Source organism: Thiobacillus sp., assembly GCF_013693775.1.
GTDB lineage: Bacteria > Pseudomonadota > Gammaproteobacteria > Burkholderiales > Thiobacillaceae > Thiobacillus.
Map to the genome: position 1 here is coordinate 3,330,604 of NZ_CP059257.1, position 25,904 is coordinate 3,356,507.

The window sequence follows — 25,904 nt, forward strand, 5'->3', positions numbered from 1 at the left end:
CTTGTAAAGCCTTCGCGGCGATCTCAGTCAGGAAAAAGTTTGCCGGGATTGAGCAGACCGTGCGGATCGAATTGCCGTTTGATCGCGCGCATCAGCTCGAGCGTGGTGGGATCGATTTCCTGAGGCACGAAGCGGCGTTTTTCAGTGCCGATGCCGTGCTCGCCCGAAAGCGTGCCGCCCAGTGCCAATACGCGCAGCATGATGGCATCGAGCGCCAGGCGCGCACGCGCCATTTCGTCGTCGTCGTCGGGGTGCGCCATCAGATTGACGTGCAGATTGCCGTTGCCGGCATGGCCGAACGAGACGATCGGCAGCTGCTGGATCTGCGCGGTGTGGTCGAGGAAATCGACGAGATCGGCAAGCTGCGATACAGGCACTACGACGTCTTCGTTGATCTTGAGCGGCGCGATCTGCTTGACTGCGTGCGATAGCGATTTGCGCGCTGCCCACAGCCGGGTGATGTCGGCGCGCGCGAATCCGCTCTTCATTTCGAGCAGACCGTCGCCGGCGAGTGCCTGTTCCAGTGCGGCAATCTGGCGCGGAAGGTCCTGTGCGGCACCGTCGGCCTCGACCATCAGCAGGGCCTGCGTGCCAGGCGGCAGATCGTCCGCCGCGCCGGTCGGGCGGATGGCATCGATGGCGTGCCGGTCCATGAACTCGAGCGCACTGGGCACCACGGCCTGGCGCATGACGCGGCCGACCGCATCGAGCGCGGCCCGGTTGCTGGCAAAACACAGGCGCAACGTGGCGACTGCTTCCGGCGCGGGCAGCAGTTTCAGGGTGGCCTCGGTGATGAGGGCGAGGGTGCCGCCGGAACCGACCAGCAGACGGGTGAGATCGTAGCCGGTGACGCCCTTGGTGGTGCGGCATCCGGTACGGATTTCGCGGCCATCGCCGGTGACGGCGCGTAGCCCCAGCACGTAGTCGCGGGTGACACCGTATTTCACGGCACGCGGACCGGCGGCGTTCATCGCGAGGTTGCCGCCGATGCGGCAATAGGCGCTGCTGCCGGGGTCGGGCGGGTAAAACAGGCCGGCGCCGCGCGCGATGCGGTCGATTTCCTCGGTGACTACGCCGGGCTCGACGACGATGAGCCGGTTGGCCGGGTCGAACTCGAGCACGCGGTGCATGCATTCGAAGCTGACGACGACGCTGCCGGGCGAGGGCAGCGCGCCGCCGACGTTGCCGGAGCCGGCGCCGCGCGGGGTCAGCGCAATCCGGTGTTCGAAGGCGACGCGCGCGAGCGCAAGCACCTCATCGTGCGAAGACGGGAACAGCACGGCGTCGGGTTCGACCCGGCGCGGCGTTTCATCGCAGGCATAGAGCGCGCGGGCGGCGGCATCGTCGAAGACGCGATCGGCGCCGAGGGCGGAACGGAAATCGGCAAGCGCGCGGTCGGACAACATGGCGAAGCGATGAGGCAGGGGGTGCGTGTCAGACCGGTTGTTCGGGCGGGAGTTGCGCGGCCAGTTGCGCAATCATGTCGGCATCGAAATCCATGCCGATGTCCCAGCCCGGATTCAACGCAATCGGTATGCCGCCGCCGATGCGGCGCAGCAGCCAGGAAAACTCGGTCAGCAGGCCGCCCGAAAAGTCGGGGAAATGTTCGACAAACGGCTTGGCGCGTTCGGGACTGGTGAACATTACCAGTACGCGCTCGCCGTCCTCGTCTTCGATGATCAGCGGCTCGGCCTGGGTCGAGCGCTGGAAACCCTGAATGGCGTCTTTTCGTCGCGCACCGGCATGAACAGCTGCTGGTCGAGCAGGTGCAGCACGAAGGTTTCGGGATCAAGCGTGCCGGCATGGACGGCGGCAAGCTGTTCTTCAAGCGTGTTGTGGGGGTAAAGTTCATGGCAGTCGGACAGGGCGGAGCGAGGCAGAGGCCAGTGTAACGTATGCGGAGGTGCTTGCGCGCGGAAGCGCGCCGCGCAGCCGCGCCATCCAGGCTGGCCGGGGCGTGGCTGCGAAGTGGGTAGGCGTCCTTTTCAGGGTTCCCAGCGCTCGGGATGTGCCCAGAAGCGGGAATTGAGCCAGTCCGGCACCGTCTTGTAGGTCTCGATGTCGTAGTGGTAGATGCGCGGACCTTCCGCCGGTCCCGTAGTCGACAGCGTAAAGCCGAGGGCGCGAAAGGCCGCATCGTCCAGTGCGCAGCCGGGCAGCGCGGCAAGCAGGAGGCGCGGCGCGACGTAGAGGCGCACCCGGCTGATCAGGTGCCGGGCCTGCTGCGCGTCCAGTCCGTTCAGTACGTCGACGCCCAGGGCCAGCGCGCAGGGCTGGGCGGGCGGGCTGTTGTCGGCGATATGCAACGGGGTGTCATGCAGCACCTCGCGGGCCAGTTCATGGGCGGCGGCATCGAGTGCGCACACACTGTCCGGCTGGATCTCCAGCAGGCGGGCCTGCAGGTGGTCGCGCCAGTTCACGCCTCAGGCCTTGCGCGGCACGCGAACCAGGCGGGTGCGTGCCAGGCGGTCGTGGAGGAACTGACGGTCGCGATCGAACAGGGCCCACCAGAAACCGGCCCCCGCCAGCGCGAGGCCGAGCAGTGCAAAGACGAAGCGCAGCGCGGACTGCCGGAGGGTGGGGCGGCCGCCGTTCAGATCGACCAGCCGGATACGCCAGGTTTTCATGGCCAGGGTTTGCCCGCTGCGCATCCAGAACGCGCTGAAGTAGGCGAACAGCACGCCGATCAGATACAACTGAAAGACATAATGCCGCCAGCCGGTCTCGGCATTGCCGACCAGATAGAGAAAGGGAAGCGAGGCGACGAACAGGACTGCGGTCACCAGCAGCAGCTCGTAGATCATCGCGGCGACGCGCGCCAGAAAAGTGGCAGAAACGGGGGCTATTGCGTTGTCTTGCATGGAGGCTCTATATTGCGACTTAGGTGCGACACTTTGCCACAGCGCGCCGCATACAAATCAAAACCAAGGAGGGGCTCGATGCACATCGTAAAGCAACTCATGGCAATCCCCGGCGTCATCGCTGCCGGCGAATATGCATATCGTGGCGACCGTTTCTCTTATCAAGGCGCACTGACCGACGAATTCGCGCGCATGGCGTCGATCCTGTGCCGTGCCAATACCCTGTCGGTCAACATGCAGGCCGAAATCCTCGATTCCTTCTCCGAGAGTTGCGGGTGCCGTCCGGTACAAGGCTGGATCGTGCGCGGCGCGCAGGTGACGGTATGCGCGGTCGGCAACTATTTTTCCTTCATCGAAAACCGTGACGAGTTGCTCAACGACGTCATGACCATCATGCGCGCCAAAGTCGGTGACGTGCAGGATGACCTGCTGGTCAATCTGTACGCCAGGCTNGGGGGCGATACCAAGGAAGCGCTGTACTGAAGTCTGATATCGATTTGAAGGGGAGACAAGATGGATCTGCAGAAAATGATGGATTTGCCGGGTGCACTCGCGGCGTTTACCTACACGGACAAGGGGATTTGCAATCGCATGTGTTGCGCGAAGGTACCGAGCTGACGCCGCAGGTGCTGGATTTGCTGGCGCGTTCGTGCGTGGCCAATCAGGCGATTGCCGGCATGGAAGCGCGCGGCTGGGAAGCGCTCACCGGTCAGAGTGGATTCCAGCCGATCAAGGGTTTCTCGGTGGTGGGTCTGGAATGGTCGGTGGTAGTGAACGGCAACCGAGTTATTGTCAAATCTGGTGTATGGGCATCAAGCCGCGTTCCTGTCTGATTGATCCTGTACTTGCTCGCCGTCCTTGAACTTCACGTTGTTGACCACGAGGGCCAGCAGATCAAATCCCTTGATCCGTTTCCAGCGCTTCTGCGCGGTTTCCAGTAGCTTGTAGACCATCGCCAGCGTGGTCTCTCGGGAGCCGCAGTTCCGCGCTCTCTTGCTTCTCAGGCGCACCGTCGAAAACGTCGATTCGATCGGATTGGTCGTCCGGATATGGATCCAGTGTTCTGCCGGGAAGTCGTAGAAGGCCAGCAGCTCCTCACGATCCTTGCGCAGCCGTTCCATGGCGCCGGGATACTTCGACTCGAAGCGAACCAGAGTCCGGTCAAAGGCCTTGTGTGCGTCAGCCCGCGTCTCGGCCATCCAGATCTCATGCAGCGCCGCCTTGACTTTCGGTTGCACCGACTTTGGCAGCGCGGACAGGATGTTCGCCGTCTTGTGCACCCAGCAGCGCTGATGGCGGGTGTCCGGATAGCACTTGGCCAGTGCTTTCCAGAAGCCCAAAGCGCCGTCGCCGATGGCCAGCTTCGGGCTGGTCGTCAGGCCCCGGGCCCGCAGTCCCGACAGCAGTTCTGACCAGCTGGCCTCCGACTCTCGGTAGCCGTCCTCAACCGCAACCAGCTCCTTGCGCCCATGCTCCGTCACGCCGATGATCACCAGCAGGCAGAGGCGGTCATCCATGCGCACGTTGCTGTATACGCCGTCGGCCCACCAGTACACGTAGCGGCTTTGGCTCAAATCTCGCTGACACCACTCCCGGTGCTCATCGATCCAGTGCTGCTTCAAGCGACTGATGGTGTTGGCCGACAAGCCCCTGGCCTGATCACCCAGCAACGCGGCCAGTGCCTCTTGGTAATCGCCGGTGCTCACACCCTTCAGGTACAGCCAGGGAAGCACTTCCTCCACACTCCGGGCTCGCTTCAGGTACGGCGGCAGCAAGGTGCTGTTGAAGCGAACCCCGGAACCACTCCGATCCCGTACTTTCGGCACCTTGATGTCGACATTGCCGATGCCGGTCTGGACAGTACGCTCAGGCAAATAGCCATTGCGCACGACGGCCTGACGGCCATCCGGGAGCCGGTGCTCGGCATGCTGATCCAGAAGCGCCTGAAGCTCGGCCTCGACGGCCTGTGCGATCAGCTCCCGTGCCCCAGTCCGCAGCAGCTCGGTCAGCGGATCAATAACGTCTTTTTCTGGTTGTGGAAGAGTCTTCAGGGTAGACTTGGCCATGGCGTATCACCTTCTGTTGGTTGTTGATCTGGCGTGATCAATCAACAGGATACGCCATCCTTTCTACCTTCCCGTACACCAGAAATGACCATAACTCACGGCAACCGCGGTGTGGTGGTCAGGAATCGCGACGCCGACTACGAAGCCACGTTCAATGCCCTGCAGGTCTGAGGAGCGCGTATGTCGCTGAGAAAATTCTGGTGCTCGATGGCGTGACGGCCGTGTGCCGTTTTCGTGACGACGGCGTGATCATGGAGGCCGAAGGCATGCTGTCGCCCGAGTTGATGGAGCGTTTGGCGAAATTCGCCCATTGGTATCGCCGCATGGTGTCGGGCAATACCGATTTGCTGTCCCTGTTTTCGCAAATGCGCGGCTGGTCCCCGTCGCAAGGCTGGGTCGTTCAGGGGCCGCGACGACAGTGTGCAGCGTCGGCAACATGGTCTGCCTGTTCGAGAATGCTGAAGGTGCGTTGAACGAAGTCATGCTGGCGCTGCGCGAAGCCGCACACGAGTAATACCCTCAGGCCACGCCTGCGGCGAAGTTTGTATTGAGCGGTTCGCCGCTCCGCCCCTCCGTGCTGGAGGGGTTTTTCATGGGGTGCCGGAATGTTTGCGGGTCCGGCGTGAAAATCGTGAAAACCAAGGCGTGGAAGTCTGCCGGATGATCGCTCTGGCATGATTTCTTGACCGTTACGGGGCAAAACGATTACCCTCACAGGTTCACCAACGAATTGATTTTTACCAGTTTATGGAAGCCACGGGCGCCGAGATCGTCGTACGTTGTCTGGCCGAAGANGGGGTCGAGTTCGTGTTCGGCTATCCCGGCGGGGCCGTGCTCAACATCTACGACGAAATCTTCAAGCAGAACAAATTCAAACATGTGCTGGTGCGCCACGAGCAGGCCGCGGTGCATGCCGCCGATGCCTATGCGCGTGCCACCGGCCGTGTCGGCGTGGCGTTGGTCACCTCCGGCCCGGGTGTCACCAATGCGGTGACCGGTATTGCCACCGCTTACATGGATTCCATTCCCATCGTCGTGGTCACCGGCCAGGTGCCGACGCCAGCGATCGGCCTCGATGCCTTCCAGGAAGTCGACACTGTCGGCATCACGCGTCCCTGCGTCAAGCACAACTTCCTCGTCAAGGACGTGAAAGACCTCGCCGCGACGATGAAGAAAGCCTTCATCATCGCGGCCACCGGCCGGCCCGGTCCGGTCGTGGTCGACGTGCCCAAGGATGTGACCTACCACACCACGGATTTCGAATACCCGGCGACGGTCGAGATGCGTTCGTACAGCCCGGTGGTGAAAGGCCATAGCGGCCAGATGAAGCGTGCCGTGCAGATGCTGCTGGAGGCCAAGCGTCCGATGATCTACTCCGGCGGCGGCGTGGTGCTCGGCGACGCCTCGGAACAGTTGGCCGAATTGACGCGCCTGCTGGGCTTTCCCGTCACCAATACCCTGATGGGGCTGGGCGGCTACCCCGCGACCGACCGGCAGAACCTCGGCATGCTGGGCATGCATGGCACCTACGAAGCCAACATGGCGATGCAGCACAGTGATGTGTTGCTGGCCGTCGGTGCGCGCTTTGATGACCGCGTGATCGGCAACCCCGCGCATTTCGCGCGCGAGCAGCGCCGCATCATCCATATCGACGTCGATCCTTCGTCGATCTCCAAGCGCGTCAAGGTCGACGTGCCGATCGTCGGCGACGTCAAGAACGTGCTGACCGACATGTTGGCTCTGCTGAAACAGGCCAAGGAAAAACCGGATGCCGCCGCGTTGAATGCCTGGTGGACGCAGATCGAATTGTGGCGCTCGAAGAACTGCCTCAAGTACAACCGCAGCAGCCCGATCATCAAGCCGCAGTACGTGGTCGAGAAACTGTGGGAAGTGACCAAGGGCGACGCCTTCGTGACGTCCGACGTGGGTCAGCACCAGATGTGGGCGGCGCAGTACTACAAATTCGACAAACCGCGCCGCTGGATCAACTCCGGCGGCCTCGGCACCATGGGTGTCGGCCTGCCGTATGCCATGGGTGTGCAGCTCGCGTTCCCCGACGCGCAGGTCGCCTGTATCACCGGCGAATCGAGCATCCAGATGAACATCCAGGAACTCTCGACCTGCAAACAGTACCGCATTCCGGTCAAGGTCATCACGCTCAACAACCGCTATATGGGCATGGTGCGGCAGTGGCAGGAGTTCTTCTACGGCAGCCGCTATGCCGAGTCCTACATGGAGTCGTTGCCTGATTTCGTCAAGCTGGCCGAGTCCTATGGCCACGTCGGCATGCGCATCGACAAGCCCGAAGACGTCGAGGCCGCACTGAAGGAGGCGTTCTCGCCTGCACTGAAGGAACGAATGGTGTTCATGGACTTCCAGACCGACCAGACCGAAAACGTCTTCCCCATGGTGGAGGGCGGCAAGGGGCTGTCGGAAATGATCCTGGCGGAGGAGTTGTGATGAGCCGCCGCCATATCATTTCGCTGCTGATGGAAAACGAAGCGGGCGCGCTGTCGCGTGTGGCCGGGCTGTTTTCCGCGCGTGCCTACAACATCGAGTCGCTCACCGTGGCCCCGACCGAGGACGCCACCCTGTCGCGCATGACCATCGTCACCGTTGGCTCCGAGGACATCATCGAGCAGATCACCAAGCAGCTGAACAAGCTGGTCGACGTGATCAAGGTGATGGACCTGACCGAGGGCAGCCACATCGAGCGCGAACTGATGCTGGTCAAGCTCCGCGCGGTGGGAGCGGATCGCGAAGAGATCAAGCGCACCGCCGATATTTTCCGCGGCAACATCATCGACGTGACCGAATCGACCTACACCATCGAACTGACCGGCGCCGGCTCCAAGCTCGACGCCTTCCTGGAGGCGATCGATTCCGCCTTCATCATCGAAACCGTGCGCACCGGCGCGTCTGGCATCGGACGCGGCGAGCGCAGTCTCAAAGTCTGATTTTTTATTTCTTCAGGAATTCACATGAAAGTTTTCTACGACAAGGACGCTGACCTTTCCCTCATCAAGAAGCGCAAGGTCGCCATCATCGGCTATGGCTCGCAGGGTCATGCCCACGCCAACAACCTGAAGGATTCCGGCGTCAAGGTCACGGTCGGCTTGCGCAAGGGCGGCGCATCGTGGGACAAGGCCAAGAAGGCCGGTCTCGACGTCAAGGAAATCAGCGACGCCGTGAAGGCAGCCGATTTCGTCATGATCCTGATTCCCGACGAATTGATGGCCGCGACCTACTACAACGACATCGAGCCCAGCCTGAAGAAAGGCGCCACGCTCGCCTTCGCCCACGGCTTCAACGTCCACTACAACCAGATCACCCCGCGTGCCGACCTCGATGTCGTGATGATCGCGCCCAAGGGCCCTGGCCATCTGGTGCGCTCCACCTACACCCAGGGCGGCGGCGTGCCGTCGCTGATCGCGGTCTACCAGGACAAGTCCGGCAAGGCGCGTGACCTCGCCCTGTCATATTCCTGCGCCAACGGCGGCACCAAGGGCGGTGTGATCGAGACCACCTTCCGCGAAGAAACCGAGACCGACCTGTTCGGCGAACAGGCCGTGCTGTGCGGCGGCTGCGTCGACCTGGTGAAGGCCGGCTTCGAGACGCTGACCGAAGCGGGCTACGCGCCGGAGATGGCCTACTTCGAGTGCCTGCACGAACTGAAGCTGATCGTCGACCTGATGTACGAAGGCGGCATCGCCAACATGAACTACTCGATCTCCAACAACGCGGAATACGGCGAATACGTGACCGGCCCCAAGGTCATCAACGCGCAGTCCAAGGCCGCGATGAAGGAGTGCCTGGACAACATCCAGAACGGCAACTACGCCAAGCAGTTCATCCTCGAAGGCCGCACCAACTACCCCGAGATGACCGCCCGTCGCCGCCTGAACGCCGAGCACCCGATCGAGGTCGTCGGCGCCAAGCTGCGCGCGATGATGCCGTGGATCAGCAAGAACAAGCTGGTCGATCAATCCAAGAACTAAATGCGTGCGGGGTGAGGGGTGAGGCGTGAGGGTGATTGAACCCGCGCGCCTCACCCCTTTCTCCTCGCTCTTCAGCCTTACCCCTCACTCACATGCCCCATCCCCTTATCGCCCGCGAGGGCTGGCTGGTCCTCCTGGCCGCGTTTGCGGCCGCTCTCATCGCAACCTGGCTCATCGGCTGGTGGTCGATTCCGTTCTGGATCTGGGCGGTGTTCGCGCTGCAGTTCTTCCGTGATCCGACGCGCGTGCCGCCGGCCGACGCCGACGCGGTGATCTCGCCCGCAGATGGACGTATCGTCTCGGTGGAAAAGGTGCGCGATTCCTACCTGGAACGTGATGCGTTGAAAATCAGCGTGTTCATGAACGTGTTCAACGTGCATTCCAACAAGAGTCCGGTCGACGGCGAGATCAAGGGGCTCTGGTACATGCCCGGCAGCTTCGTCAACGCCGACCTCGACAAGGCGTCCACCGAAAACGAACGCAACGCGATCTGGATCCAGACTTCACGTGGCGACGTCACCTCGGTGCAGATTGCCGGCCTGATCGCGCGGCGCATCCTGTGCTACGTACGCACCGGCGACAAGCTGGTGCGCGGCCAGCGCTACGGTTTCATCCGCTTCGGCTCGCGGGTCGACGTCTATCTGCCGACGACGGCGCGTGCCGAAGTCTCGATCGGGCAAAAAGTCACGGGCGGGCGTACCATACTGGCTCGCTGGTAACGCGGGCGAATGCGCCTCAGTCCTTTCCATGCTCGACTTCCATCACCGAAAAACCGAATCGAAGCGCTCCCGGATGCGTGACCGCGGCATCTATCTGCTGCCCAACCTGTTCACCACCGGCGCACTGTTCGCCGGCTTCTTCGCGATCGTGCAGGCGATGAACGGCCGCTTCGAACTCGCGGCGGTAGCGATTTTCATCGCCATGGTGCTCGACGGCCTCGATGGCCGCGTCGCCCGTATGACGCATACCCAGAGCGCCTTCGGTGCCGAGTACGACAGCCTGTCCGACATGGTGTCGTTCGGTGTGGCGCCGGCGCTGGTGATCTACGAATTCGCCCTGCAGGGCATGGGCAAGTTCGGCTGGATCGCCGCCTTCGTCTATTGCTCGGGCGCGGCGCTGCGGCTGGCGCGTTTCAACACGCAGATCGACACGGTCACCGACAAGCGCTTCTTCCAGGGGCTGCCCAGCCCCGCAGCCGCGGCTCTGGTCGCCGGCTTCGTCTGGGTGATGGTCGAGTATGGAATCGCAGGCCACGACATACGCTGGCTGGCTGCCGTGATTGCGTTATTCGGCGGCCTCACCATGGTCAGCAACTTCCGCTATTACAGCGGCAAGGAGATCAACCTCAGGAAGAGCGTGCCGTTCTTCGTCATCCTCCTGATCGTACTGGCTTTCATCCTGGTGTCGACCAGCCCGCCCGAAGTGCTGTTCGTCGTGTTCCTGCTGTATGGACTGTCTGGATATGTCGACGCGCTGCTGCAGCGGATTCGCCGCAAAAAAATGGCCGAGACGGCTGCCCCCTTGCAGGGCGGCGAAAAATAGATAGAATCTGGGCCATGTCTAACCAGTCGCACCCGTCCTATCTCCTCTGCCTGTCGAACGTCCTGTTCGGCAGCCTGCTGCTGCGCGTCGCGCGCACATACTGAACCTCCTCCCCTGCAGTACCCCGCGCCGCCTGCTTCTCGCGGCAACCCGATATAATGCGTCGGCTTGACGCCGACCCTCCATGGAGCCTGCCATGAACGACCGTTTGTTTATTTTCGATACCACCTTGCGCGACGGCGAGCAAAGCCCCGGCGCGTCGATGACCCGCGACGAGAAAGTCCGCATCGCGCGCCAGCTGGAAAAGCTCGGCGTCGACGTGATCGAGGCGGGGTTTGCTGCCGCCAGCCCGGGCGATGCCGAGGCGATCCGCACGATCGCCGAAACGATCCACAACTCGACCGTGTGTTCGCTGGCGCGCGCCAACGAACGCGACATCCACGCGGCGGGCGGCGCGATCAAGCCAGCCAAGTCGGGCCGCATCCACACCTTCATCGCCACCAGTCCGATCCACATGGAGAAGAAGCTGCGCATGCAGCCGGACCAGGTGGTCGAGGCGGCGGTCAAGGCCGTGAAGCTCGCGCTCGAATACACCGACGACGTCGAATTCTCGGCCGAGGACGCGGTGCGTTCCGACATGGATTTCCTGGTCCGCATCTTCGACGAGGTGATCAAGGCCGGCGCCAAAACGATCAATGTGCCCGACACCGTCGGCTACAGCATCCCGGCCTTGTGGGGCGAGCGCATGAAGCAGCTGATCGAGCGCGTACCCGGCTCGGACAAGGTCATCTGGTCGACCCATTGCCACAACGACCTCGGCATGGCGGTCGCCAACTCGCTCGCCGCCGTGATGAACGGCGCGCGCCAGGTCGAGTGCACCATCAACGGCCTCGGCGAGCGCGCGGGCAACGCCTCGCTGGAGGAAATCGTGATGGCGGTGCGCACCCGCAAGGACGTGTTCCACTGCGACACGCGCATCGATGCCACGCAGATCGTGCCGGCGTCCAAGCTCGTCTCCACCATCACCGGCTATCCGGTACAGCCCAACAAGGCCATCGTCGGCGCCAACGCCTTCGCCCACGAATCCGGCATCCACCAGGACGGCGTCCTCAAGCACCGCGAGACCTACGAAATCATGCGGGCCGAGGACGTGGGCTGGAACGCCAACCGGTTGACGCTCGGCAAGCTCTCCGGCCGTGCCGCGTTCAAGAGCAAGCTTGCCGAATTGGGCATTGTTCTGGAGACCGAGGAGGCGCTCAACGCAGCCTTTGCCCGCTTCAAGGACCTGGCCGACAAGAAGCGCGAAATCTTCGATGAGGACCTGCAGGCGCTGGTGTCCGACGAAGGCTATGCCACCGAGCACGAACGCTTCAAGCTGGTGTCGATGAAGGTGTGTTCGGAGACCGGCGAGATTCCGCGGGCGCAGCTCGTCTTCACTGACGACGGCGCCGAATGGCAGGCCGACGGCCAGGGCTCCGGCCCGGTCGACGCCGCCTTCAAGGCGCTGGAGTCGGTGGTCCACAGCGGAGCGGACCTGCTGCTCTATTCGGTCAACAACATCACCAGCGGCACCGATGCGCAGGGCGAGGTGACGGTTCGGCTGGCGCAGGATGGACGCGTGGTGAACGGGCAGGGCGCCGACACCGACATCGTGGTGGCCTCGGCCAAGGCCTATCTGCATGCGCTCAACAAGCTGCACAGCAAGCGTGAGCGCGCGCATCCCCAGGTGTGAAACCGGTCCGATGGAAACGCCCCGTCGGGATGTTTCCATTGACCCGGCCGATTCGCCCCGGTAGGCTCTCTGCCCATGAACGCGCAAGACGTCATTTCCGAAACATACTTCACCAAGCGACTGTGGCTAGGGCTCTCCCTGTGTCGCAGTCCGCTCCACGCTTAACTTAATTTCATTACGGGGCACTGCGGGTCCGACCGCATTGCCCTCCGTTTGCCGACGACCCGCCATAGCCCCCTCAGGGTCTCTGATCATGGCAAACACTTCACAAGCTGGATTACTCAATCAGGATGCGCTGGTCGGCGTGGTCTTCGCGCTGCTCGCAGCGGTCGGCTTNTCGGCCAAGGCCATCCTCGTCAAGCTCGCCTACCTCGACCGCGTCGATGCGGTGACGCTGCTGGCCTTGCGCATGGCGTTCTCGGTGCCGTTCTTCATCGGCGTGGCGCTGTGGGTCCAGCGCCAACATACCGAGCCGCTCAGCCGGCATGACCGGTTCCTCGTGCTGGTGCTGGGCCTGGTCGGCTATTACTTGTCCAGCCTGCTGGATTTTCTCGGACTGCAAACGCTCTCCGCCGGCCTCGAGCGGCTGATCCTGTTCCTGTATCCGACGATGACGGTGATCCTGTCGGCACTGCTGTACCGGCGCGCCATCGGCGGGCGGGTCATGGCTGCGATGGCCGTGTGCTATGCGGGGATTGCATTGGTGTTTGTCCACGACGTGGGCACGATGCAGGGCGGGATCGTGTTGGGCGCCTCGCTGGTGTTCGCCAGCACCCTGTCCTATTCCGTCTACCTGGTGGGGGCGGGCCATGCCATCGCACGGATCGGCGCGGCACGCTTCACGGCCTACGCGATGATCGTGGCGACCACGGCCAGCCTGCTGCAGTTTGCGTTCACGCATCCGCTCCAGGCGCTCGACGTGCCCGCCAGGGTGGCCGGTCTCGCCCTGGCCATGGCGATCTTCTCCACGCTGCTGCCGGTGTTCCTGCTGTCGCACGCCATCCGTCGTATCGGTTCCGGCAACACGTCGCTGATCGGCTCCATCGGGCCGGTCAGCACTCTCCTCATGGCCTACGTGTTCCTGCAGGAGAGCCTGTCGCTCTTGCAGGTCGCCGGTTCCGCGCTGGTGCTGGCGGGCGTGCTCATCGTCAGCCTCGACAGCCGGCGCGCCGGCACGTAGCAGGCAGGCGGGACTACAGCAGCTGCTGCGCGGGATAGGTCATGTCCCAGTACAGCCACAGCCACCCTCCCAGGCTGGCGATGACGAAGGCCAGGCACCAGAACGTGTCGAGCCAGTCGGCCGTTTTGTTCATCGCGGCGCACCGTGTCATCTGCCGGCGAGCTGGTCGCCATGCTTCTGTCGCAGACTGTCCAGCAGTTGCTGGACTTCCTGACGGCGGCCGGCATCGGCGTCCTCGCGGCCGGGGCGGGCGGGCGCGGCCAGGGCGCGCTTCAGGTGATCGGCTGCGTGCACATAGTCGCCCTGGTCGGCGAGCAGGTCCGCGTAGAAGTAATTGGGGTCGATGCCGTCGGGATTGATGGCGAGCGCCTTTTCAAGATAGGCCTTCGCTTTCTGTTTGTCGCCGAATCCGATCGGCCATCCCGGGACCTTGGCATAGAGGCTGCCCAGCGAGTTGTAGACGGAGCCATTCAGCGCCGTCGGATTGATCTTCTCGGCCGCCAACAGCAGGGTGCGCGCCTGCTTGACCTTGCTCAGCGCACCCAGGCCGCCGTCGGCCTTGGCCGCGCTGGCAAGGACGATGGCTTCCCAGATCATCGGCTCGGCCCGGCCGGGGTAAGCCTGCGCCACCTGCTGGGCATGTGCGATCAGGGTGTCGAAGGCGGCTTCCTTGCCGTCTTTGGGTGTCTGGTAGGACACCTTCGCCCAGCGATGGCCGAGGTCGGCGATGGCGTCGTCCAGCGTGGGCGTGGCGGCGAAGCTGGCTGCGTTCAAGCTGGCGAACAGGACGAGTGTGGCGAGGGACGTGCGGAACATGGTCGTTCTCCGGGTGGCTGGCATTAACGGGTGGATTCGGTGGCGAAGGGACGCATCAGGGCAGCCTGCTTGATCAGGCTCGGGTCGACCAGACGCGGGAGGATCGAATTGATGCGTACGAACAGTTTCTCGGGCCAGCCGAGGTAGCGCTCGCGATCGTCGCGTTCGATGGTGGCGATGACGCTGGCGGCCACGCTTTCCGGCTCGTCCTGGTTCATCTTCAGGGCGTTTGCCATGCGCGCGACCACGTTGCGGTTGAAGGCGGTCTTGGTGAAACGCGGGGCGACGTAGGTGACGCCGACGCCGCTGCCCGCCAGCTCGCGCCGCAACGCTTCGGAAAAGCCGCGCAGCGCGAACTTGCTGGCCGAATAGGACGCGAAGCAGGGAAAGCCGATGGACCCGAAGATCGATCCGACGTTGACGATCTTTCCCGTGCCGCGCGCCAGCATGTGGGGCAGAACGGCATTGACCAGGGCGATCGGCGCAATGGTGTTGACCTGGAACAGCATGGCCGTGTCGGCGGCGCGCTCCTGGGCGAAGAATCCGAAGTTCTGCACGCCTGCGCAATTGATCAGAATGTCGATGCTTCCCGCCTGCTCGAGTGCCTGCTCGATCAGGCAGGCGGGCATGCCGGGCTGCGCGATGTCGCCGGTCAGCGCCAGGACCTTGCCGCCCGACCCGCGGAGTTCCGTGGCGAGGCGCTCCAGCCGGTCGCCGTCGCGATTGACGAGGATCAACGACGCGCCGCGCCAGGCGAGTTCGCGCGCAATGGCGCCGCCGATGCCGCCGCTGGCACCTGTGATCAGAACCGTGCTGCCGGATATGTTCATGTGTTCTCCTGAAGATCGATGCTGCGAAAAACGTTGCCGTAGAGACGGAAGAACGCGCGGGCATTGCACACGACGCTGTCGCGCTCGTCCTCTGTGCCGAGCCGGTTGACCAGCCGTTCGAAATCGCCGATGTGCTCGACGTCGAGTGCGCCGTGGCTGCTCAGGTACGTAAACGCGGTGGCGGGAAGGTCGAGCGCCGTCTGCAGCGCACGCGCCGCATTCGACGCGAGACTGACGCTGGTGCCTTCGAGCACGTACACCATGCCGAACAGGCCGACCGGATTGCGTCGCATCACCGTGTCGTAGGCATAGGCGACCATCACGCCGGTATCGAAATCGGGCTGGCTGTCGCGGACGGCGTCCGCATCGCCGCCGGCCGCGGCGATGTCGTTGAGGATCCATTCGTGATGGCCGAGCTCTTCCTCGATGTAGTGGGCCACCGCGCTGCGCAGCCATTCCTGGCGGTCGGTCAGGCGCGCGCCGCAGGCCATGAGCAGCGGAACGGTGTGCTTGACGTGGTGGAAGGCGCGGGTGAGGAAGGCGAGGTAGTGCGGCCGCTTCACCTGGCCAGACAGGGCGGCTGTGATCAGGGGCGTCGAAAGCAGGGCCGTGCGTTCGGCGGCGGTGGCGTGCTGAAGTTGCGGGTAGAAATCCATAGGGGTCCGGTTCGGGTTCAGGCGGGATACAAGGCGTCGATCTGCGCGGCATAGCGCCCGAAGATGGCGTTGCGGCGCAGGCGGCCGTTCGGCGTCGACAGCCCGTTGTCTGCGGTGAAGGGTTCCGCGGCGGGGATCCAGGCGCGTATCCGGGCATAGTCGGGCAGCCTGCGATTGGCCTGCTCCAGCGCCGCTTCGATGGCTGCTTGCGGAATATCCGGACGGTGCACGATGACGGCGCAGTTGAATGGCCGTGCCTCGCCGAAGCAGGCGGCCTGGGCGATCGCCGGGTCGGCCGCCAGCTCGCCTTCCACCCACTCGGGCGCGACGTTGCGTCCGAAGGCGGTGACGAACAGGTTCTTCTTGCGTCCGGTGATGAACAGGAAACCGTCTGCGTCCCGGTAGCCGAGGTCACCCGTGGCGATGACGTCCGGCTCGGCCCCTGCGTCGTCCTCGCCCAGATAGCCGCGCCAGCGGAGGCCGCGAACCAGGATCTCGCCGTCGTCGGCGAAGGCGAGTTCGAGATGCGACAGCGGCTTGCCGACACTGCCGATCCGGCTGTCGTCGGGGCGGTTGACGGCCACGACGGAGGCGCATTCCGACAAGCCATAGCCTTCGTGTACGGGCAGGCCCAGCGTACGGGCCGTCTCCATCAGTCGCACCGCGACCGGTGCGCCGCCGACCGCCAGGTAGCGCAGGCCATGCGGCAGGGCGGTTCCCGTCCGGGTTGCCGCGACGATCTCCCGCAGCATCTGCGGGACCATGATCGCGGTGCTCGCGTGCCAGTCGCCCAGCGCGGCCAGCAGGCGCCCGGCATCCAGCCCCGAGCTGCCGGAAAGCCCCACCGAGGCCAGCCCCGGCAGGCAGATCGTCGCGCCCGCCAGCAGCGGCGTATAGAGCCCGCCGATGTTTTCCAGCAGCGTGCTCAACGGAAGCAGGCCAAGATGGCGGTCGTCGCGACGGGCCGCGCTGGCGATGCGCAGCGACTCGGCGACGGTCTCCATCGTGTCCCATCCCAGGCAGACGCCTTTCGGCTCGCCTGTCGTCCCCGACGTGAACGTGACCTTGTGCGTGCCGGCGGGCAGGGCAGTAGCAGGTTCGACGGGCTGCAGTCGTACCTGCATCACTGCGCCGCAAAAGCTTGCGACGGACAGACTGGGTGTTGGCAAGGCCGCCAGCAGCCGCTGGGGCTGGTCGGTCAGCACCAGGTCGATCGCCGCAGTCCGGAGTATGTGGGCCAGCTGGGTCGGCGAGAAAAACAATGGCAAGGGAATGCTCGGGATGCCTGCCACGTGCGCGGCCAGGTCGGCCAGCGCCCAGGCCTTGCCGTTGTCGGCGAGGATCGCGACTGCGCGCGGGGCCGTGGCGCGCAGCCGATCGGCCAGCCTGGCGATTTCAGCCGGCAGTTCGCCATAGGTGAGCGCACCGTGTTCGTCCTGCAGGGCCACCTTGCAGGGATGGCTTGCCGCATGGCGGTGCAGGGCGGCGAGAATCAGGCTCATGCCGGCTCTCCGGCCAGACAGCAGCGCGGCGGCGCGGGCAGCCGCATGGCCCGGTAGCCGGACTGGACGTTGCCGACCAGCACGCGCGGCGCATGGTCGTAATAACGTCCCCAGGCGGCACGCTCGTCCGCCGGGATACGGTCGGCTGTGGCCGCCTGGATGTCGATGGGGAACAGGCCCAGCCGGCAAAAGGCGTTGCGCAGTCCCGTCGTGCCGGTGAACACCACCCACTCGTAGCCCTCCTGGTGGAGGCGTGCCGTCAGCAGGCCGATCATGGCGCGGGCCGCGCCCGGAAACGCTCCGGAGAAATGGCCGACCTCGACGATGACATGGCGCTCGATGCGTTTGCCGGCGCGTGCCGCAATGATTTTTCTATCGGCGCGTCGAGGTACTGTTCGAGAAACAGGTTGCGGCTGGCCGAGCGCAGGCCGAATGCGCCGCAGAGATCGCCTGCCTCGTTGCGCACGCTGAACAGGCGCGGCATGAAGGCCTCGATGCGGGAGCCGAAGCTTTCCGCAAAACACTGGCTGATGAAGGCTTCGACCGTGGCCCGGTTGCCGCCGAGATGTTCGAACAGTTCAAAGCGCGGCTGGGTGGCCGCTTCGTCCGCAGCGGGAACGGCGTGCTCTACGCTGCGCAACGTGGGCGGCAGGGCCGGGATCGCCGGCAGGGTGTCGATCGTCGGCAGGCGCGCGGCAGGGTGGGAGGGCATCGGGTTCCTTGGCATGATGTGCGGCAGATGCCACACGACAGGCAGGGAATTGCAATACCGGTGCCAGCTGGCGAACCCGACTGGAAAAATCGCTCAAACGATTGATATGAAAGGTGTTAAGGGATCAAGCCGGGGCGTTCAGGAACCGTGCGGCCCGCTTGTCCACCGCGCATCCTGCAAGTCTTGTCGACCAATCTTGCAGTGGCCGGCTACTTGGGACAGGTGGGTACGTCGCCGACGGTGAGGACGATCGATACCCCGTGTTCCGGGACGCAGGTCGAGACATAGCCGATCGCGCCCGGCGTGGCCCGCACGAACAGGATGACCGCCTCCTCCGAGGCCAGCACGTGCGGCGGCAGCACGCCGTGGAAATACATCTCGCGCCAGTAGTCTTCCAGCGCTTCCGGCGCGTGGCCGAGGATGACGCGCGAGAAGGCGCGGCGCAGCGGGTGGGCCGGCGGCAGGTTGACCGGCTGGATGCGGGTGCCGCTTTCCCAGTAGTTCTGCTTGCGCTTGAAGATCAGCGCGACGGATTCGCGCGTCAGGTGCTGGTCGGTGGCGCCCGGCGCAGCGATGACCGCGAACGGCAGGTCGGCCGCCGCGGCGGGCAGGGCGAGGGCGAGCCAGAGCGCCAGCAGGGACAGGATCGTCGGCATGCGGCGTGTCAGAACAGGAGGCTGAGCGAGGACATGAAGCCTTCGGGCGCGTCGATGGTGTTGTGCGTGGCACCGTTCCATTCCGCCTTCAGTACGATCGCCGGCGTGACCCGGTAATTCAGGCCGGCGACCCACAGCCGGGTGGCTTGCGCTTCCTGCGCCTTGCGGTAGAGCTCATAGCGGCCGACCGCATAGAGCTTGGCGGTCAACGGGACCACCAGCTGGCCGAAGGCGCCTTTCTCGTCCCAGTCGCTGCCGTTGTCCGAGAACCGGTAGATGCCTTCGCCGCTGATCTCGTAGCGGTTGCGCGTCCAGACGAAATCGACGCCGAGCAGGTGTTTTTTCTCGTCGCGGGTTTTGCGTTGCTCGAAGGCGGCGTAGGAAAACCGATCTGCCCGTCCGTGAGCAGGGGAAGGCCACATGGGCGCCGATGGCCTCGTAGAACGGATCCAGAACCGGATTGGGGCGCAACTCCCCGCCTTTCGATGCGTAGAGGGAATACTCGGTGCCGTTCGCCACGTTCGGCAGCGTCCCGTTGAGCATCAGTCCCGTCGCGTTGGTGGGAAACGTCGCGGTGGTGACGAGCGGACGCGACGTCGTCCAGACCAGCGGCGTCGCATGGATGAGATTCCAGCGGCCGATGGGGGTGAGGAACTTGCCGGCGCGGATCGTGGTGGTGTCGGTGATCGCATAGTCGAGGTAGAGCCGTTCCAGCGCCAGGTAGCGGGTTTCCCTTCGCGGTCGGACACGGGCGTCGCCAGGACGTTCTCGTAATCGAGCTCGGAGAAGAACTTCCAGCGGCTCTCGCCCTGCCACCAGACGAACAGGCTCAGGTTGTCGAGCGCGGCGCGGGCGGGCGCATGGTGCAGGTGCTCGAAGCTGGCCGTGGCATAACCGCCCAGCGAGAAGCCGGTATCCGCCAGCTGGAGGCCTTCGCCCAGGCGGTAGTTGACGTCGGACAATGCGCCGTCCCCGGCGGCGGCCTGGGTGCACGCGAACGCCAGGGCGAACGCAGCGAGCCGTCGCACGACAGCGCGCAAGGACAGGCACGGAGTCGGCGGGGGCGGACCGGATTTTTCGTGTTCTTGTCGCGTTCCGGCCTCATTCCAGACTTTCATTCGGCTACCATCCTCAGTGTGACCATACGCAAGACGCTACTCATCGCCTTCCTCAGCGTCGGCCTTTTGCCCGCCATACTTCTGGCCAGCCTGGCTTTTGTCAAGGCGCGCGAGGCCGTGCAGGCGGAGATCGAACGCAACCTCGCCATCCAGGCGACCGGGGTCGCCGCGGACATCGACAAGATGATGTTCGAACGCCTGCAGAACGCCGCCACCTGGAGCCATCTCGACATCATGCAGGACCTGCAGGTGCGCGACGCCGACAAGCGCCTCTCGCATTTCCTGTCCGATCTGCATGCCGGCTACAAGGATGTGTATCTCGCGCTTGCGTGTGTCGACCGTGACGGGCGGATCATCAGCAGCAGCGATGCGGCCGAAGTCGGCCGCCAGGTGGCGGACCGGCCGGTCTGGCTCGGCGCCGCGCTGTCGGGCGCGGACGTGGCGCTCGAATCGCCGACCGGACAGGAAGACGGCGGGCTGGTGATGCGGGTGCCGGTGGCTTCGGCGTTCGCCGGCGGCACGCTCGGCCAGCTGCGCCTGAAGCTCGACTGGACCGAGATCGACGACGTGCTGGACCAGGCCACCAGCGGCGGCGGCCGCATGCTGGCCGTGCTCGACCGCGACGGCCGGCTGATCGCGGCATCGAAGGAACTCCGCATGCGCGGCATGCTGCTGGGCAAGGCGCTCGCCGCGTGGCGCACGGCGGCGGCCGGCCCGACCGTGTCGGTGCGGCCGGGCGCGCCGGTGGCGGATTCCGACGTCATCGTCGGCGCCGCGCGTGCGCATGGCTATGCCAATTTCGCCGGCTTCGGCTGGACCACGCTGATCATCCAGCCCGTCGACCAGGCCCTCGCGCCGGTCCATCGCATGGCGCTCATCTTCCTCGGCCTGCTGGGCCTCATCATGCTGCTGACCTTTTCCATGGCCAGCTGGGTCAGCCGCGAGATCGCCCGGCCCGTCGCCGCGCTGACCGGCTTTGCCCGCGGCTACATGCGCAACAAGATCCTGCAGGCGCCGCCGGTCGCGCGCGGGGGCGAAGTCGGCGAACTGACCGACGCCTTCGTGCAGATGATGCGCGACATCGACCAGTCGCAGCAGAACCTGGTGCGCGCCTCGAAATTGGCGGTGGTCGGCGAGATGTCCTCGGTGATCGCGCACGAGGTGCGCACGCCGCTCGGTATCCTGCGTTCCTCGGCGCAGATGCTGCAACGCGAATCCGGCATCAGCGACGAAGGGCGCGAGCTGGTCGGGTTCATCGAAAGCGAGACCGAGCGGCTCAATCGCCTGGTGTCGGCCATGCTCGACACCGCCCGGCCGCGCGCACCGTCGTATGCCGCAGTGGACATGCACGCGCTGATCGAGAAGAGCATCGCCATGCTGGGTGCGCAGGCCGGCAAGAAACAGGTCAGCGTGACCGCCCGCTTGCGGGCGACGCGGCCGGTGATCGAGTGCGACGCGGAACAGATCACCCAGGTCCTGCTCAATCTGTTGATGAATGGCCTGCAGATCCTCGATCATGGCGGGCAGATCGAACTGGCGACCCATGACGACGACGCGTTCCTGACCATCGAAATGGCCGACGACGGGCCAGGCATCGATCCGGCCGAACGGACCCGCGTGTTCGAAGCCTTCTTCTTCAAGCGCGAAGGCGGCATCGGACTGGGACTGGCCATCGTGCAGCAGATTGTGGGTGCCCACGGNGGCGACATCGAAGCGGCGGAAAGCAAACTGGGCGGCGCGTTGTTCCGTATCCGCCTGCCGCGCAGGCAATCGGGAGAGACATGAAAGGCAGACAGATCCTCGTCGTGGACGACGAACCCAAGATGCGGCGCGTCCTCGAAATCATGTTGCAGAAGATGGGCCACCGCGTACTCGCGGCCGGCAACGGCGTCGAAGCGCTCGCGCTGTTTCAGGCGAACAGCGTCGACCTCGTCATCACCGACCTGCGCATGCCCGAGATGGACGGCATCGAACTGCTGGCCGCGCTGCGGGCTCAGGCGTCTGACGTGCCGGTGATGGTGATCACCGCACACGGCACCATCGAGACCGCGGTGGCCGCGATGAAGCACGGCGCCTGCGACTACATCCTGCGGCCGTTCGACATCGACGTGGTGGAACTTGCTGTCGAGCGCGTGCTGAACGGTGCCGCGGTGGCGCAGCAGAACGCCTTCCTGCGGCAGGAGATCGAGCGCGGCTGGGATGCCTTCGTCGGCACCAGCGAGCCGATGCGGGCGGTGTACGAACTGATCCAGCGCGTCGGGCCGAGCAAGGCCTCGGTGCTGATCACCGGCGAAACCGGCACCGGCAAGGAACTCGCCGCGCGCGCGCATCATGCCTCGCCGCGCCGCGACAAGCTGTTCGTGCCGATCAATTGCGCGGCGATCCCGGCCGACATCCTCGAGAGCGAGCTGTTCGGTTACGAGAAGGGCGCCTTCACCGGCGCGGTCAAGGAACGCGTCGGCAAGTTCGAACTGGCGGACGGCGGCACGATCTTCCTCGACGAACTGACCGAAATGCCGCTGCCGCTGCAGGCTGCTGCTGCGCGTGCTGCAGGAAAACACCATCGAGCGCCTCGGCGGCAACCGCATCATCGAACTCGACTTGCGCGTCATCGCCGCCACCAACCGCGATCCGCTGGAAAGCGTGCGGGAAGGCAAGCTGCGCGAAGACCTCTACTACCGGGTCAACGTGTTCTCGATCGAACTGCCGCCCCTGCGCGCGCGGACCGAAGACATCGCCGGCCTGGTCGAGCACTTCATCGTCAAGCACGGCCATTCGACGGCAGCGACCCGCCTCGCCCCGCGGGCGCTCGAGCGCCTGCGCGACTATGACTGGCCGGGCAACGTGCGCGAACTGGAAAACATGGTCGAGCGGGCCTTGATCCTGAGCGGCGGCGGCACGCTGGACGAACAGCATTTCCTGCTCAACCCGCGCGCCGCCGACAACAAACCCAGGCCGGCCACCGCGTCGGCCGAAAGCCAGAAAGCGCCGCCCCGCTGAGCCAGGCGGTCGAGGATCTCGAGGCGCGGCTGATCGACGAGGCCCTGGCGCAGGCCGAGGGCAACAAGGCCAAGGCTGCCGCGCTGCTCGACATCAGCGAGCGCACCCTCTGGTACAAGCTGAAGAAATACCGTCCCGACCAGTCCTGAGCGCCGCGCTGTCCTGCAAGTTTTGTCGACGATTCTTGCATGCGCCCCGTGCCGTCCTGCGGTGCGCGCGGCGGCGGGTGCGCCACGTATTCCATGAAATCAATGTCTTGAAGCGAGGCCGTGCAACTGGCATTGCGCTTGCAGATTGGAGGTGTCGCCGGCAGATCCGGCGGCCACTCCCTTCACTTCAGGAAGACTCCATGAAACTTCAGCATCTGGCATCGTTCACCCTGCTTGCTCTATCCACCACGGCATTCGCCGACGGTTTCTACGGCGTGGGCGAGATCACCCGTTCGAATCTGTCGCTCGACCGCAATCACTTCGACGGTGCGCTGCTCGCCAATGGCGCCATCGGACTGTCCAGCAGCGATTCCGGCAACAGCACCAAGTGGCGCCTGCAGGGCGGCTATCGCTTCAATCCGAACCTGGCGGTGGAAGCCGGCTACATCGATTTCGGCAAGGCCAAGTACACGGCTAGCTACAGCGGCGGCGGCGCCCAGGGCTCGCTGAAGGCCGGCGGCGTGGACGTGGCGGCGCTGCTTTCGCTGCCGCTGAGCGACAGCTTGTCCGTGTTCGGCAAGGCGGGCGTGGTCGCAGCGAAAGTCGATTCCCGCCTCGCTGCCAGCGGTGCGGCCATTGCAGCCAGTGGCGACGCATCGACCCATGTCGTCCGTCCCCTGCTGGGCGTGGGCGCCCTCTACAAGCTCAGCGACCACGTCGACCTGCGCGCCGACTACGACCATGTGAGCGGGCTCGGCAAATCCGACAAGACCGGCAAGATGACCGCCAACATGGTTTCGCTGGGCGTCGCCTACAATTTCTGACGGCGTGTCCGCCCCCTCGCCGACGGGTCTGCGTCCCCTTGCTTCGGGATGTCCGACACGGAAGCGAGGGCGAGCGAGGCGATACATCGGGCGCGGAGAGAGGCCTATCAGGCCGGTTGGTATCCCAACCCGGGACGCATGAATGTACCAGCCTGTATTGTTTTCGTTTCTACTGCTGATGGTATTAAGTAACCAGAATAAAAATTAATATCAAAAAATGACGAACCAATATCGGTCTATAAGCCAATAATCAGGCATTAAATGCTCTGTAGTTTTACGACAATCCAACATAAAATTAAAAATAGCTGTTTAAATACAATGAACTAAATTTTTCATGTCTGTTTGAATGAAATAATGAGCCAGTTTTCTTTGATTCCTATTTTTGTCGGAATTTTTACATATTATAAATCCTTTTCCCGTGCATTTTGAGTAACAATCTGTTTTTATTGAAAATAAACAATAGGAACGGGAATTGCTTGGTTAGCCGGGTTTGCGGAGGGTGTCCCGGAGTTGATGGGCGATCAGGCAAAGGAGCGTGCGATGACGATGGTGTAGCGGTACCGCCCCTCGTGGAATCCGAGAGGCCCGAGGATTGAACCCCAACCAGAGAGCGCTTGCATAATTAGGAGGAAGACAAAAATGAATTTTCGTGGAACCAGGCTGAGGACAAACAAGACGATAAGGGGCCTTCTGGCCCTGGCCATCCTGGCGTCCGTATCGAGCGCGGCGTATGCCGACAAGGATAGGGATGCCGACAGGGGCAAGACGGCTTTTCAACGCGTCGACGGCGACCTCTCGGTGATGGTGCTGGGGTCAGGCGGCCCCATGGCCACGCTTGAAGGCCGGGCCAGTGCGGGTTACCTGGTCTTTACCGACGGCAAGCCAAGGATCCTGATGGACGTNGGGGGCGGTACCTATCAGCGTCTGGCGCAGAGCGGCACGGATGTCCGGGATCTGGATATCGTGCTGCTGAGCCACTTGCACGCCGACCACACNGGGGATTTGACCTCGGTGATCAAGACCATCTACTTCCACAGCAACCAGGCGCGCGCGGCGGCTGCCGCGCAAGGCATTGCGCTGCCCGGTCGGACCGCGCCCATCAATATCTACGGCCCGGGCGCGTCCACGCTTCCCGCAGCCACGCCNGGGGTGTATTACCCGAATGGTCTGCTGGTCTACCCGGCCACCGCGGATTATGTGGATGAACANTTTTCCGTCCAGAAAGGGGGCGTCGAACGCTATCTGCAGGCATTTGTGGCCGGCATCAGCGATGACAATGGTCCNCCCACCCTGCCGGGTGAAAGTGCGAGCACCTTTGCCTATACCGCTCACGACCTGCCGTCGACCGTGCCCGGCGCCACGGTCCAAACCGTGCTGACCGCACCGGACGGCCTCGTGATCAAGTCCATCGCCGTGGATCACGGTCCGGTTCCTGCGGTGGCCTATCGCATTGAATACAAGGGCCACACCGTGGTGTATTCAGGCGACACGGGAACCAAAGGTATCGGTCCGAAACAGTTGGGTCAGGGCAACATGGCGACCATTTCGCAGGATGCGGACCTGCTGATCTATGACACGGCGGTCATGGAAGCGGGCGATGCGCCNCCCAATCCCCTGTTCCATATTCTGCACAGCGAGCCATCCCTGATTGCGGGCGTGGCGATCGACGCCAATGTGAGGAAACTGGTGCTGTCCCACCTTACGCCTGTCACGAGTCCGCGCGTGGGCGAAATCAAGGACATCATCAAGGGCTTGGGGTTCAGNGGGAAAATCAGGGAGGCAAAAGACCTGGATGTATATAACCTGGACCAGGGCGACCGTGACGATTGAGTTTTTCCCGGTACGACGCCCTGATTTGGTAGCCGTCCCGATGGACGGCTTTTTCATCATGGGGGCGGCGGGGGTTAGTGCGTTCCGGCCAAGCGTGAAGGGGCGCTGAACTTGGCGTAAAAGATCGCCGCGAAGAAGAAGACTCCCGACAGCATCACCTCGCCCCCGGCCAGCCACGCCGACAGGCCGGTGTCCGACCACGCGCGCACCACGCCTTCGGTGAAATAGGCCAGCATCAGCATCGGCGCCCATTGGTAGGTGTAGCGGCGGCCTTTCAGGATGCCCATCAGCGGCAGCAGCAGCGGCAGGGCTTTCATCACCAGCCCGGAGCCGCCGGGGCGCAGCGGCGCGAGCCACAACTCCCATGCGACACAGAGAANAATCAGCGCGATCAGGCTGATGCTGGATGCGATTTGCAGGATTTTCATGCGC

The 25,904-nt window shown here is 63.9% G+C and carries 28 protein-coding genes and 2 pseudogenes; 17 read left to right on the plus strand and 13 right to left on the minus strand.

Going from position 1 to position 25,904, the window contains the following annotated elements:
* Nucleotides 1–23 precede the first annotated feature (23 nt).
* From HZY77_RS16480 to HZY77_RS16495, 4 genes are all read right to left on the minus strand, one after another.
* The gene (locus tag HZY77_RS16480; RefSeq protein WP_296817167.1) at nucleotides 24–1,406 is read right to left on the minus strand and encodes an FAD-linked oxidase C-terminal domain-containing protein; all 1,383 of its coding nucleotides are present in this window, start codon (nucleotides 1,404–1,406) and stop codon (nucleotides 24–26) included.
* A 28-nt stretch (nucleotides 1,407–1,434) separates the two neighbouring features.
* Entirely contained in the window at nucleotides 1,435–1,719 is a 285-nt protein-coding gene (locus HZY77_RS16485) for an SseB family protein (RefSeq protein WP_363154665.1), read from the minus strand.
* A 266-nt stretch (nucleotides 1,720–1,985) separates the two neighbouring features.
* A complete protein-coding gene (locus HZY77_RS16490) occupies nucleotides 1,986–2,420 on the minus strand; it encodes a DUF6231 family protein (RefSeq protein ID WP_296632817.1) in 435 nt (144 codons plus the stop codon).
* A gap of 3 nt (nucleotides 2,421–2,423) precedes the next feature.
* Nucleotides 2,424–2,861, minus strand: a complete 438-nt coding sequence (locus HZY77_RS16495) for an RDD family protein (protein ID WP_296632814.1) — start codon at nucleotides 2,859–2,861, stop codon at nucleotides 2,424–2,426.
* Nucleotides 2,862–2,939: 78 nt separating this feature from the next.
* On the opposite strand from HZY77_RS16495, the gene HZY77_RS16500 reads away from it, so the two are divergent.
* Both HZY77_RS16500 and HZY77_RS16505 read left to right on the plus strand, forming a co-directional pair.
* Nucleotides 2,940–3,344, plus strand: a complete 405-nt coding sequence (locus HZY77_RS16500; protein ID WP_296632812.1) for a DUF2173 family protein — start codon at nucleotides 2,940–2,942, stop codon at nucleotides 3,342–3,344.
* A 98-nt stretch (nucleotides 3,345–3,442) separates the two neighbouring features.
* Nucleotides 3,443–3,694, plus strand: a complete 252-nt coding sequence (locus HZY77_RS16505; protein ID WP_296817170.1) for a DUF2173 family protein — start codon at nucleotides 3,443–3,445, stop codon at nucleotides 3,692–3,694.
* Here HZY77_RS16505 and HZY77_RS16510 read toward each other — a convergent pair.
* Nucleotides 3,674–4,927, minus strand: coding sequence for an IS256-like element ISMaq7 family transposase (locus tag HZY77_RS16510; protein ID WP_296816209.1), 1,254 nt, complete (start codon nucleotides 4,925–4,927; stop codon nucleotides 3,674–3,676). The genes HZY77_RS16505 and HZY77_RS16510 overlap by 21 nt on opposite strands.
* Before the next feature lie 200 nt (nucleotides 4,928–5,127).
* On the opposite strand from HZY77_RS16510, the gene HZY77_RS16515 reads away from it, so the two are divergent.
* From HZY77_RS16515 to HZY77_RS16550, 8 genes are all read left to right on the plus strand, one after another.
* Entirely contained in the window at nucleotides 5,128–5,400 is a 273-nt protein-coding gene (locus HZY77_RS16515; protein ID WP_296817173.1) for a DUF2173 family protein, read from the plus strand.
* 274 nt (nucleotides 5,401–5,674) lie between these two features.
* Nucleotides 5,675–7,387 (plus strand): acetolactate synthase 3 catalytic subunit, encoded by a 1,713-nt coding sequence (locus HZY77_RS16520; protein ID WP_296817175.1) that lies wholly within the window; start codon nucleotides 5,675–5,677, stop codon nucleotides 7,385–7,387.
* Nucleotides 7,387–7,884 carry an acetolactate synthase small subunit gene (gene ilvN / locus HZY77_RS16525; protein ID WP_296765612.1) on the plus strand — a complete coding sequence of 166 codons (498 nt, stop codon included), beginning with the start codon at nucleotides 7,387–7,389 and terminating at the stop codon, nucleotides 7,882–7,884. Before HZY77_RS16520 ends, ilvN begins: the two co-directional genes overlap by 1 nt.
* 24 nt (nucleotides 7,885–7,908) lie before the next feature.
* Complete coding sequence (gene ilvC, locus HZY77_RS16530) at nucleotides 7,909–8,925, plus strand: ketol-acid reductoisomerase (protein ID WP_296656283.1); 1,017 nt, start codon at nucleotides 7,909–7,911, stop codon at nucleotides 8,923–8,925.
* Between the two features lie 92 nt (nucleotides 8,926–9,017).
* Nucleotides 9,018–9,644 carry a phosphatidylserine decarboxylase gene (locus tag HZY77_RS16535; protein ID WP_296817177.1) on the plus strand — a complete coding sequence of 209 codons (627 nt, stop codon included), beginning with the start codon at nucleotides 9,018–9,020 and terminating at the stop codon, nucleotides 9,642–9,644.
* Nucleotides 9,645–9,672: 28 nt separating this feature from the next.
* Nucleotides 9,673–10,467 (plus strand): CDP-diacylglycerol--serine O-phosphatidyltransferase, encoded by a 795-nt coding sequence (pssA, locus tag HZY77_RS16540; protein ID WP_296656287.1) that lies wholly within the window; start codon nucleotides 9,673–9,675, stop codon nucleotides 10,465–10,467.
* 196 nt (nucleotides 10,468–10,663) lie between these two features.
* Nucleotides 10,664–12,199 (plus strand): 2-isopropylmalate synthase, encoded by a 1,536-nt coding sequence (locus HZY77_RS16545; RefSeq protein ID WP_296656288.1) that lies wholly within the window; start codon nucleotides 10,664–10,666, stop codon nucleotides 12,197–12,199.
* A gap of 253 nt (nucleotides 12,200–12,452) precedes the next feature.
* On the plus strand, nucleotides 12,453–13,379 hold the full coding sequence (locus tag HZY77_RS16550; RefSeq protein WP_296817179.1) for a DMT family transporter: 927 nt from the start codon (nucleotides 12,453–12,455) through the stop codon (nucleotides 13,377–13,379).
* Between the two features lie 147 nt (nucleotides 13,380–13,526).
* Here HZY77_RS16550 and HZY77_RS16555 read toward each other — a convergent pair whose 3' ends face one another.
* The 7 genes and pseudogenes from HZY77_RS16555 to HZY77_RS16590 all read right to left on the minus strand — a co-directional run bounded on the left by HZY77_RS16555 (nucleotide 13,527) and on the right by HZY77_RS16590 (nucleotide 18,973).
* Nucleotides 13,527–14,195, minus strand: coding sequence for a tetratricopeptide repeat protein (locus HZY77_RS16555; RefSeq protein WP_296817182.1), 669 nt, complete (start codon nucleotides 14,193–14,195; stop codon nucleotides 13,527–13,529).
* A gap of 23 nt (nucleotides 14,196–14,218) precedes the next feature.
* Nucleotides 14,219–15,025 carry an SDR family oxidoreductase gene (locus tag HZY77_RS16560; RefSeq protein ID WP_296656296.1) on the minus strand — a complete coding sequence of 269 codons (807 nt, stop codon included), beginning with the start codon at nucleotides 15,023–15,025 and terminating at the stop codon, nucleotides 14,219–14,221.
* Complete coding sequence (locus HZY77_RS16565) at nucleotides 15,022–15,681, minus strand: iron-containing redox enzyme family protein (protein WP_296817184.1); 660 nt, start codon at nucleotides 15,679–15,681, stop codon at nucleotides 15,022–15,024. Before HZY77_RS16565 ends, HZY77_RS16560 begins: the two co-directional genes overlap by 4 nt.
* Nucleotides 15,682–15,698: 17 nt before the next feature.
* Nucleotides 15,699–17,183: an AMP-binding protein gene (locus HZY77_RS16570; protein WP_296817187.1), complete on the minus strand. Its 1,485-nt coding sequence runs from the start codon at nucleotides 17,181–17,183 to the stop codon at nucleotides 15,699–15,701.
* A pseudogene (locus HZY77_RS17955) lies at nucleotides 17,180–17,910 on the minus strand (thermostable hemolysin). Before HZY77_RS17955 ends, HZY77_RS16570 begins: the two are co-directional and overlap by 4 nt.
* A gap of 194 nt (nucleotides 17,911–18,104) precedes the next feature.
* Complete coding sequence (locus HZY77_RS16585) at nucleotides 18,105–18,551, minus strand: hypothetical protein (RefSeq protein WP_296817189.1); 447 nt, start codon at nucleotides 18,549–18,551, stop codon at nucleotides 18,105–18,107.
* An 8-nt stretch (nucleotides 18,552–18,559) separates the two neighbouring features.
* Nucleotides 18,560–18,973: a hypothetical protein gene (locus HZY77_RS16590; protein ID WP_296817191.1), complete on the minus strand. Its 414-nt coding sequence runs from the start codon at nucleotides 18,971–18,973 to the stop codon at nucleotides 18,560–18,562.
* 113 nt (nucleotides 18,974–19,086) lie between these two features.
* Here HZY77_RS16590 and HZY77_RS16595 point away from each other — a divergent pair, with 113 nt between their 5' ends.
* The 7 genes and pseudogenes from HZY77_RS16595 to HZY77_RS16625 all read left to right on the plus strand — a co-directional run bounded on the left by HZY77_RS16595 (nucleotide 19,087) and on the right by HZY77_RS16625 (nucleotide 25,472).
* On the plus strand, nucleotides 19,087–19,245 hold the full coding sequence (locus HZY77_RS16595) for a hypothetical protein (protein WP_296817194.1): 159 nt from the start codon (nucleotides 19,087–19,089) through the stop codon (nucleotides 19,243–19,245).
* A gap of 166 nt (nucleotides 19,246–19,411) precedes the next feature.
* Nucleotides 19,412–21,454: an ATP-binding protein gene (locus HZY77_RS16600; RefSeq protein ID WP_296817196.1), complete on the plus strand. Its 2,043-nt coding sequence runs from the start codon at nucleotides 19,412–19,414 to the stop codon at nucleotides 21,452–21,454.
* A gap of 71 nt (nucleotides 21,455–21,525) precedes the next feature.
* Nucleotides 21,526–22,312, plus strand: a pseudogene (locus HZY77_RS16605) (sigma-54 dependent transcriptional regulator); the annotation flags it as partial.
* Between the two features lie 201 nt (nucleotides 22,313–22,513).
* Complete coding sequence (locus HZY77_RS16610; RefSeq protein WP_296820964.1) at nucleotides 22,514–22,669, plus strand: hypothetical protein; 156 nt, start codon at nucleotides 22,514–22,516, stop codon at nucleotides 22,667–22,669.
* Nucleotides 22,670–22,713: 44 nt separating this feature from the next.
* Nucleotides 22,714–22,818: a helix-turn-helix domain-containing protein gene (locus tag HZY77_RS16615; RefSeq protein WP_296820945.1), complete on the plus strand. Its 105-nt coding sequence runs from the start codon at nucleotides 22,714–22,716 to the stop codon at nucleotides 22,816–22,818.
* 200 nt (nucleotides 22,819–23,018) lie between these two features.
* Complete coding sequence (locus HZY77_RS16620) at nucleotides 23,019–23,642, plus strand: outer membrane beta-barrel protein (RefSeq protein WP_296817199.1); 624 nt, start codon at nucleotides 23,019–23,021, stop codon at nucleotides 23,640–23,642.
* Nucleotides 23,643–24,281: 639 nt separating this feature from the next.
* Entirely contained in the window at nucleotides 24,282–25,472 is a 1,191-nt protein-coding gene (locus tag HZY77_RS16625) for an MBL fold metallo-hydrolase (protein WP_296817203.1), read from the plus strand.
* Nucleotides 25,473–25,546: 74 nt separating this feature from the next.
* Here HZY77_RS16625 and HZY77_RS16630 read toward each other — a convergent pair whose 3' ends face one another.
* Nucleotides 25,547–25,900, minus strand: a complete 354-nt coding sequence (locus tag HZY77_RS16630; RefSeq protein WP_296817207.1) for a DUF2069 domain-containing protein — start codon at nucleotides 25,898–25,900, stop codon at nucleotides 25,547–25,549.
* Nucleotides 25,901–25,904: the final 4 nt, after the last annotated feature.

Coding starts and splice junctions, on each gene's coding strand:
- HZY77_RS16480 (WP_296817167.1), bottom strand. CDS start 1,406: ATGTTGTCCGACCGCGCGCTTGCCGATTTCCGTTCCGCCCTCGGCGCC.
- HZY77_RS16495 (WP_296632814.1), bottom strand. CDS start 2,861: ATGCAAGACAACGCAATAGCCCCCGTTTCTGCCACTTTTCTGGCGCGC.
- HZY77_RS16510 (WP_296816209.1), bottom strand. CDS start 4,927: ATGGCCAAGTCTACCCTGAAGACTCTTCCACAACCAGAAAAAGACGTT.
- ilvN (WP_296765612.1), top strand. CDS start 7,387: ATGAGCCGCCGCCATATCATTTCGCTGCTGATGGAAAACGAAGCGGGC.
- ilvC (WP_296656283.1), top strand. CDS start 7,909: ATGAAAGTTTTCTACGACAAGGACGCTGACCTTTCCCTCATCAAGAAG.
- HZY77_RS16535 (WP_296817177.1), top strand. CDS start 9,018: ATGCCCCATCCCCTTATCGCCCGCGAGGGCTGGCTGGTCCTCCTGGCC.
- pssA (WP_296656287.1), top strand. CDS start 9,673: ATGCTCGACTTCCATCACCGAAAAACCGAATCGAAGCGCTCCCGGATG.
- HZY77_RS16545 (WP_296656288.1), top strand. CDS start 10,664: ATGAACGACCGTTTGTTTATTTTCGATACCACCTTGCGCGACGGCGAG.
- HZY77_RS16555 (WP_296817182.1), bottom strand. CDS start 14,195: ATGTTCCGCACGTCCCTCGCCACACTCGTCCTGTTCGCCAGCTTGAAC.
- HZY77_RS16560 (WP_296656296.1), bottom strand. CDS start 15,025: ATGAACATATCCGGCAGCACGGTTCTGATCACAGGTGCCAGCGGCGGC.
- HZY77_RS16565 (WP_296817184.1), bottom strand. CDS start 15,681: ATGGATTTCTACCCGCAACTTCAGCACGCCACCGCCGCCGAACGCACG.
- HZY77_RS16570 (WP_296817187.1), bottom strand. CDS start 17,183: ATGAGCCTGATTCTCGCCGCCCTGCACCGCCATGCGGCAAGCCATCCC.
- HZY77_RS16585 (WP_296817189.1), bottom strand. CDS start 18,551: ATGCCGACGATCCTGTCCCTGCTGGCGCTCTGGCTCGCCCTCGCCCTG.
- HZY77_RS16590 (WP_296817191.1), bottom strand. CDS start 18,973: ATGTGGCCTTCCCCTGCTCACGGACGGGCAGATCGGTTTTCCTACGCC.
- HZY77_RS16620 (WP_296817199.1), top strand. CDS start 23,019: ATGAAACTTCAGCATCTGGCATCGTTCACCCTGCTTGCTCTATCCACC.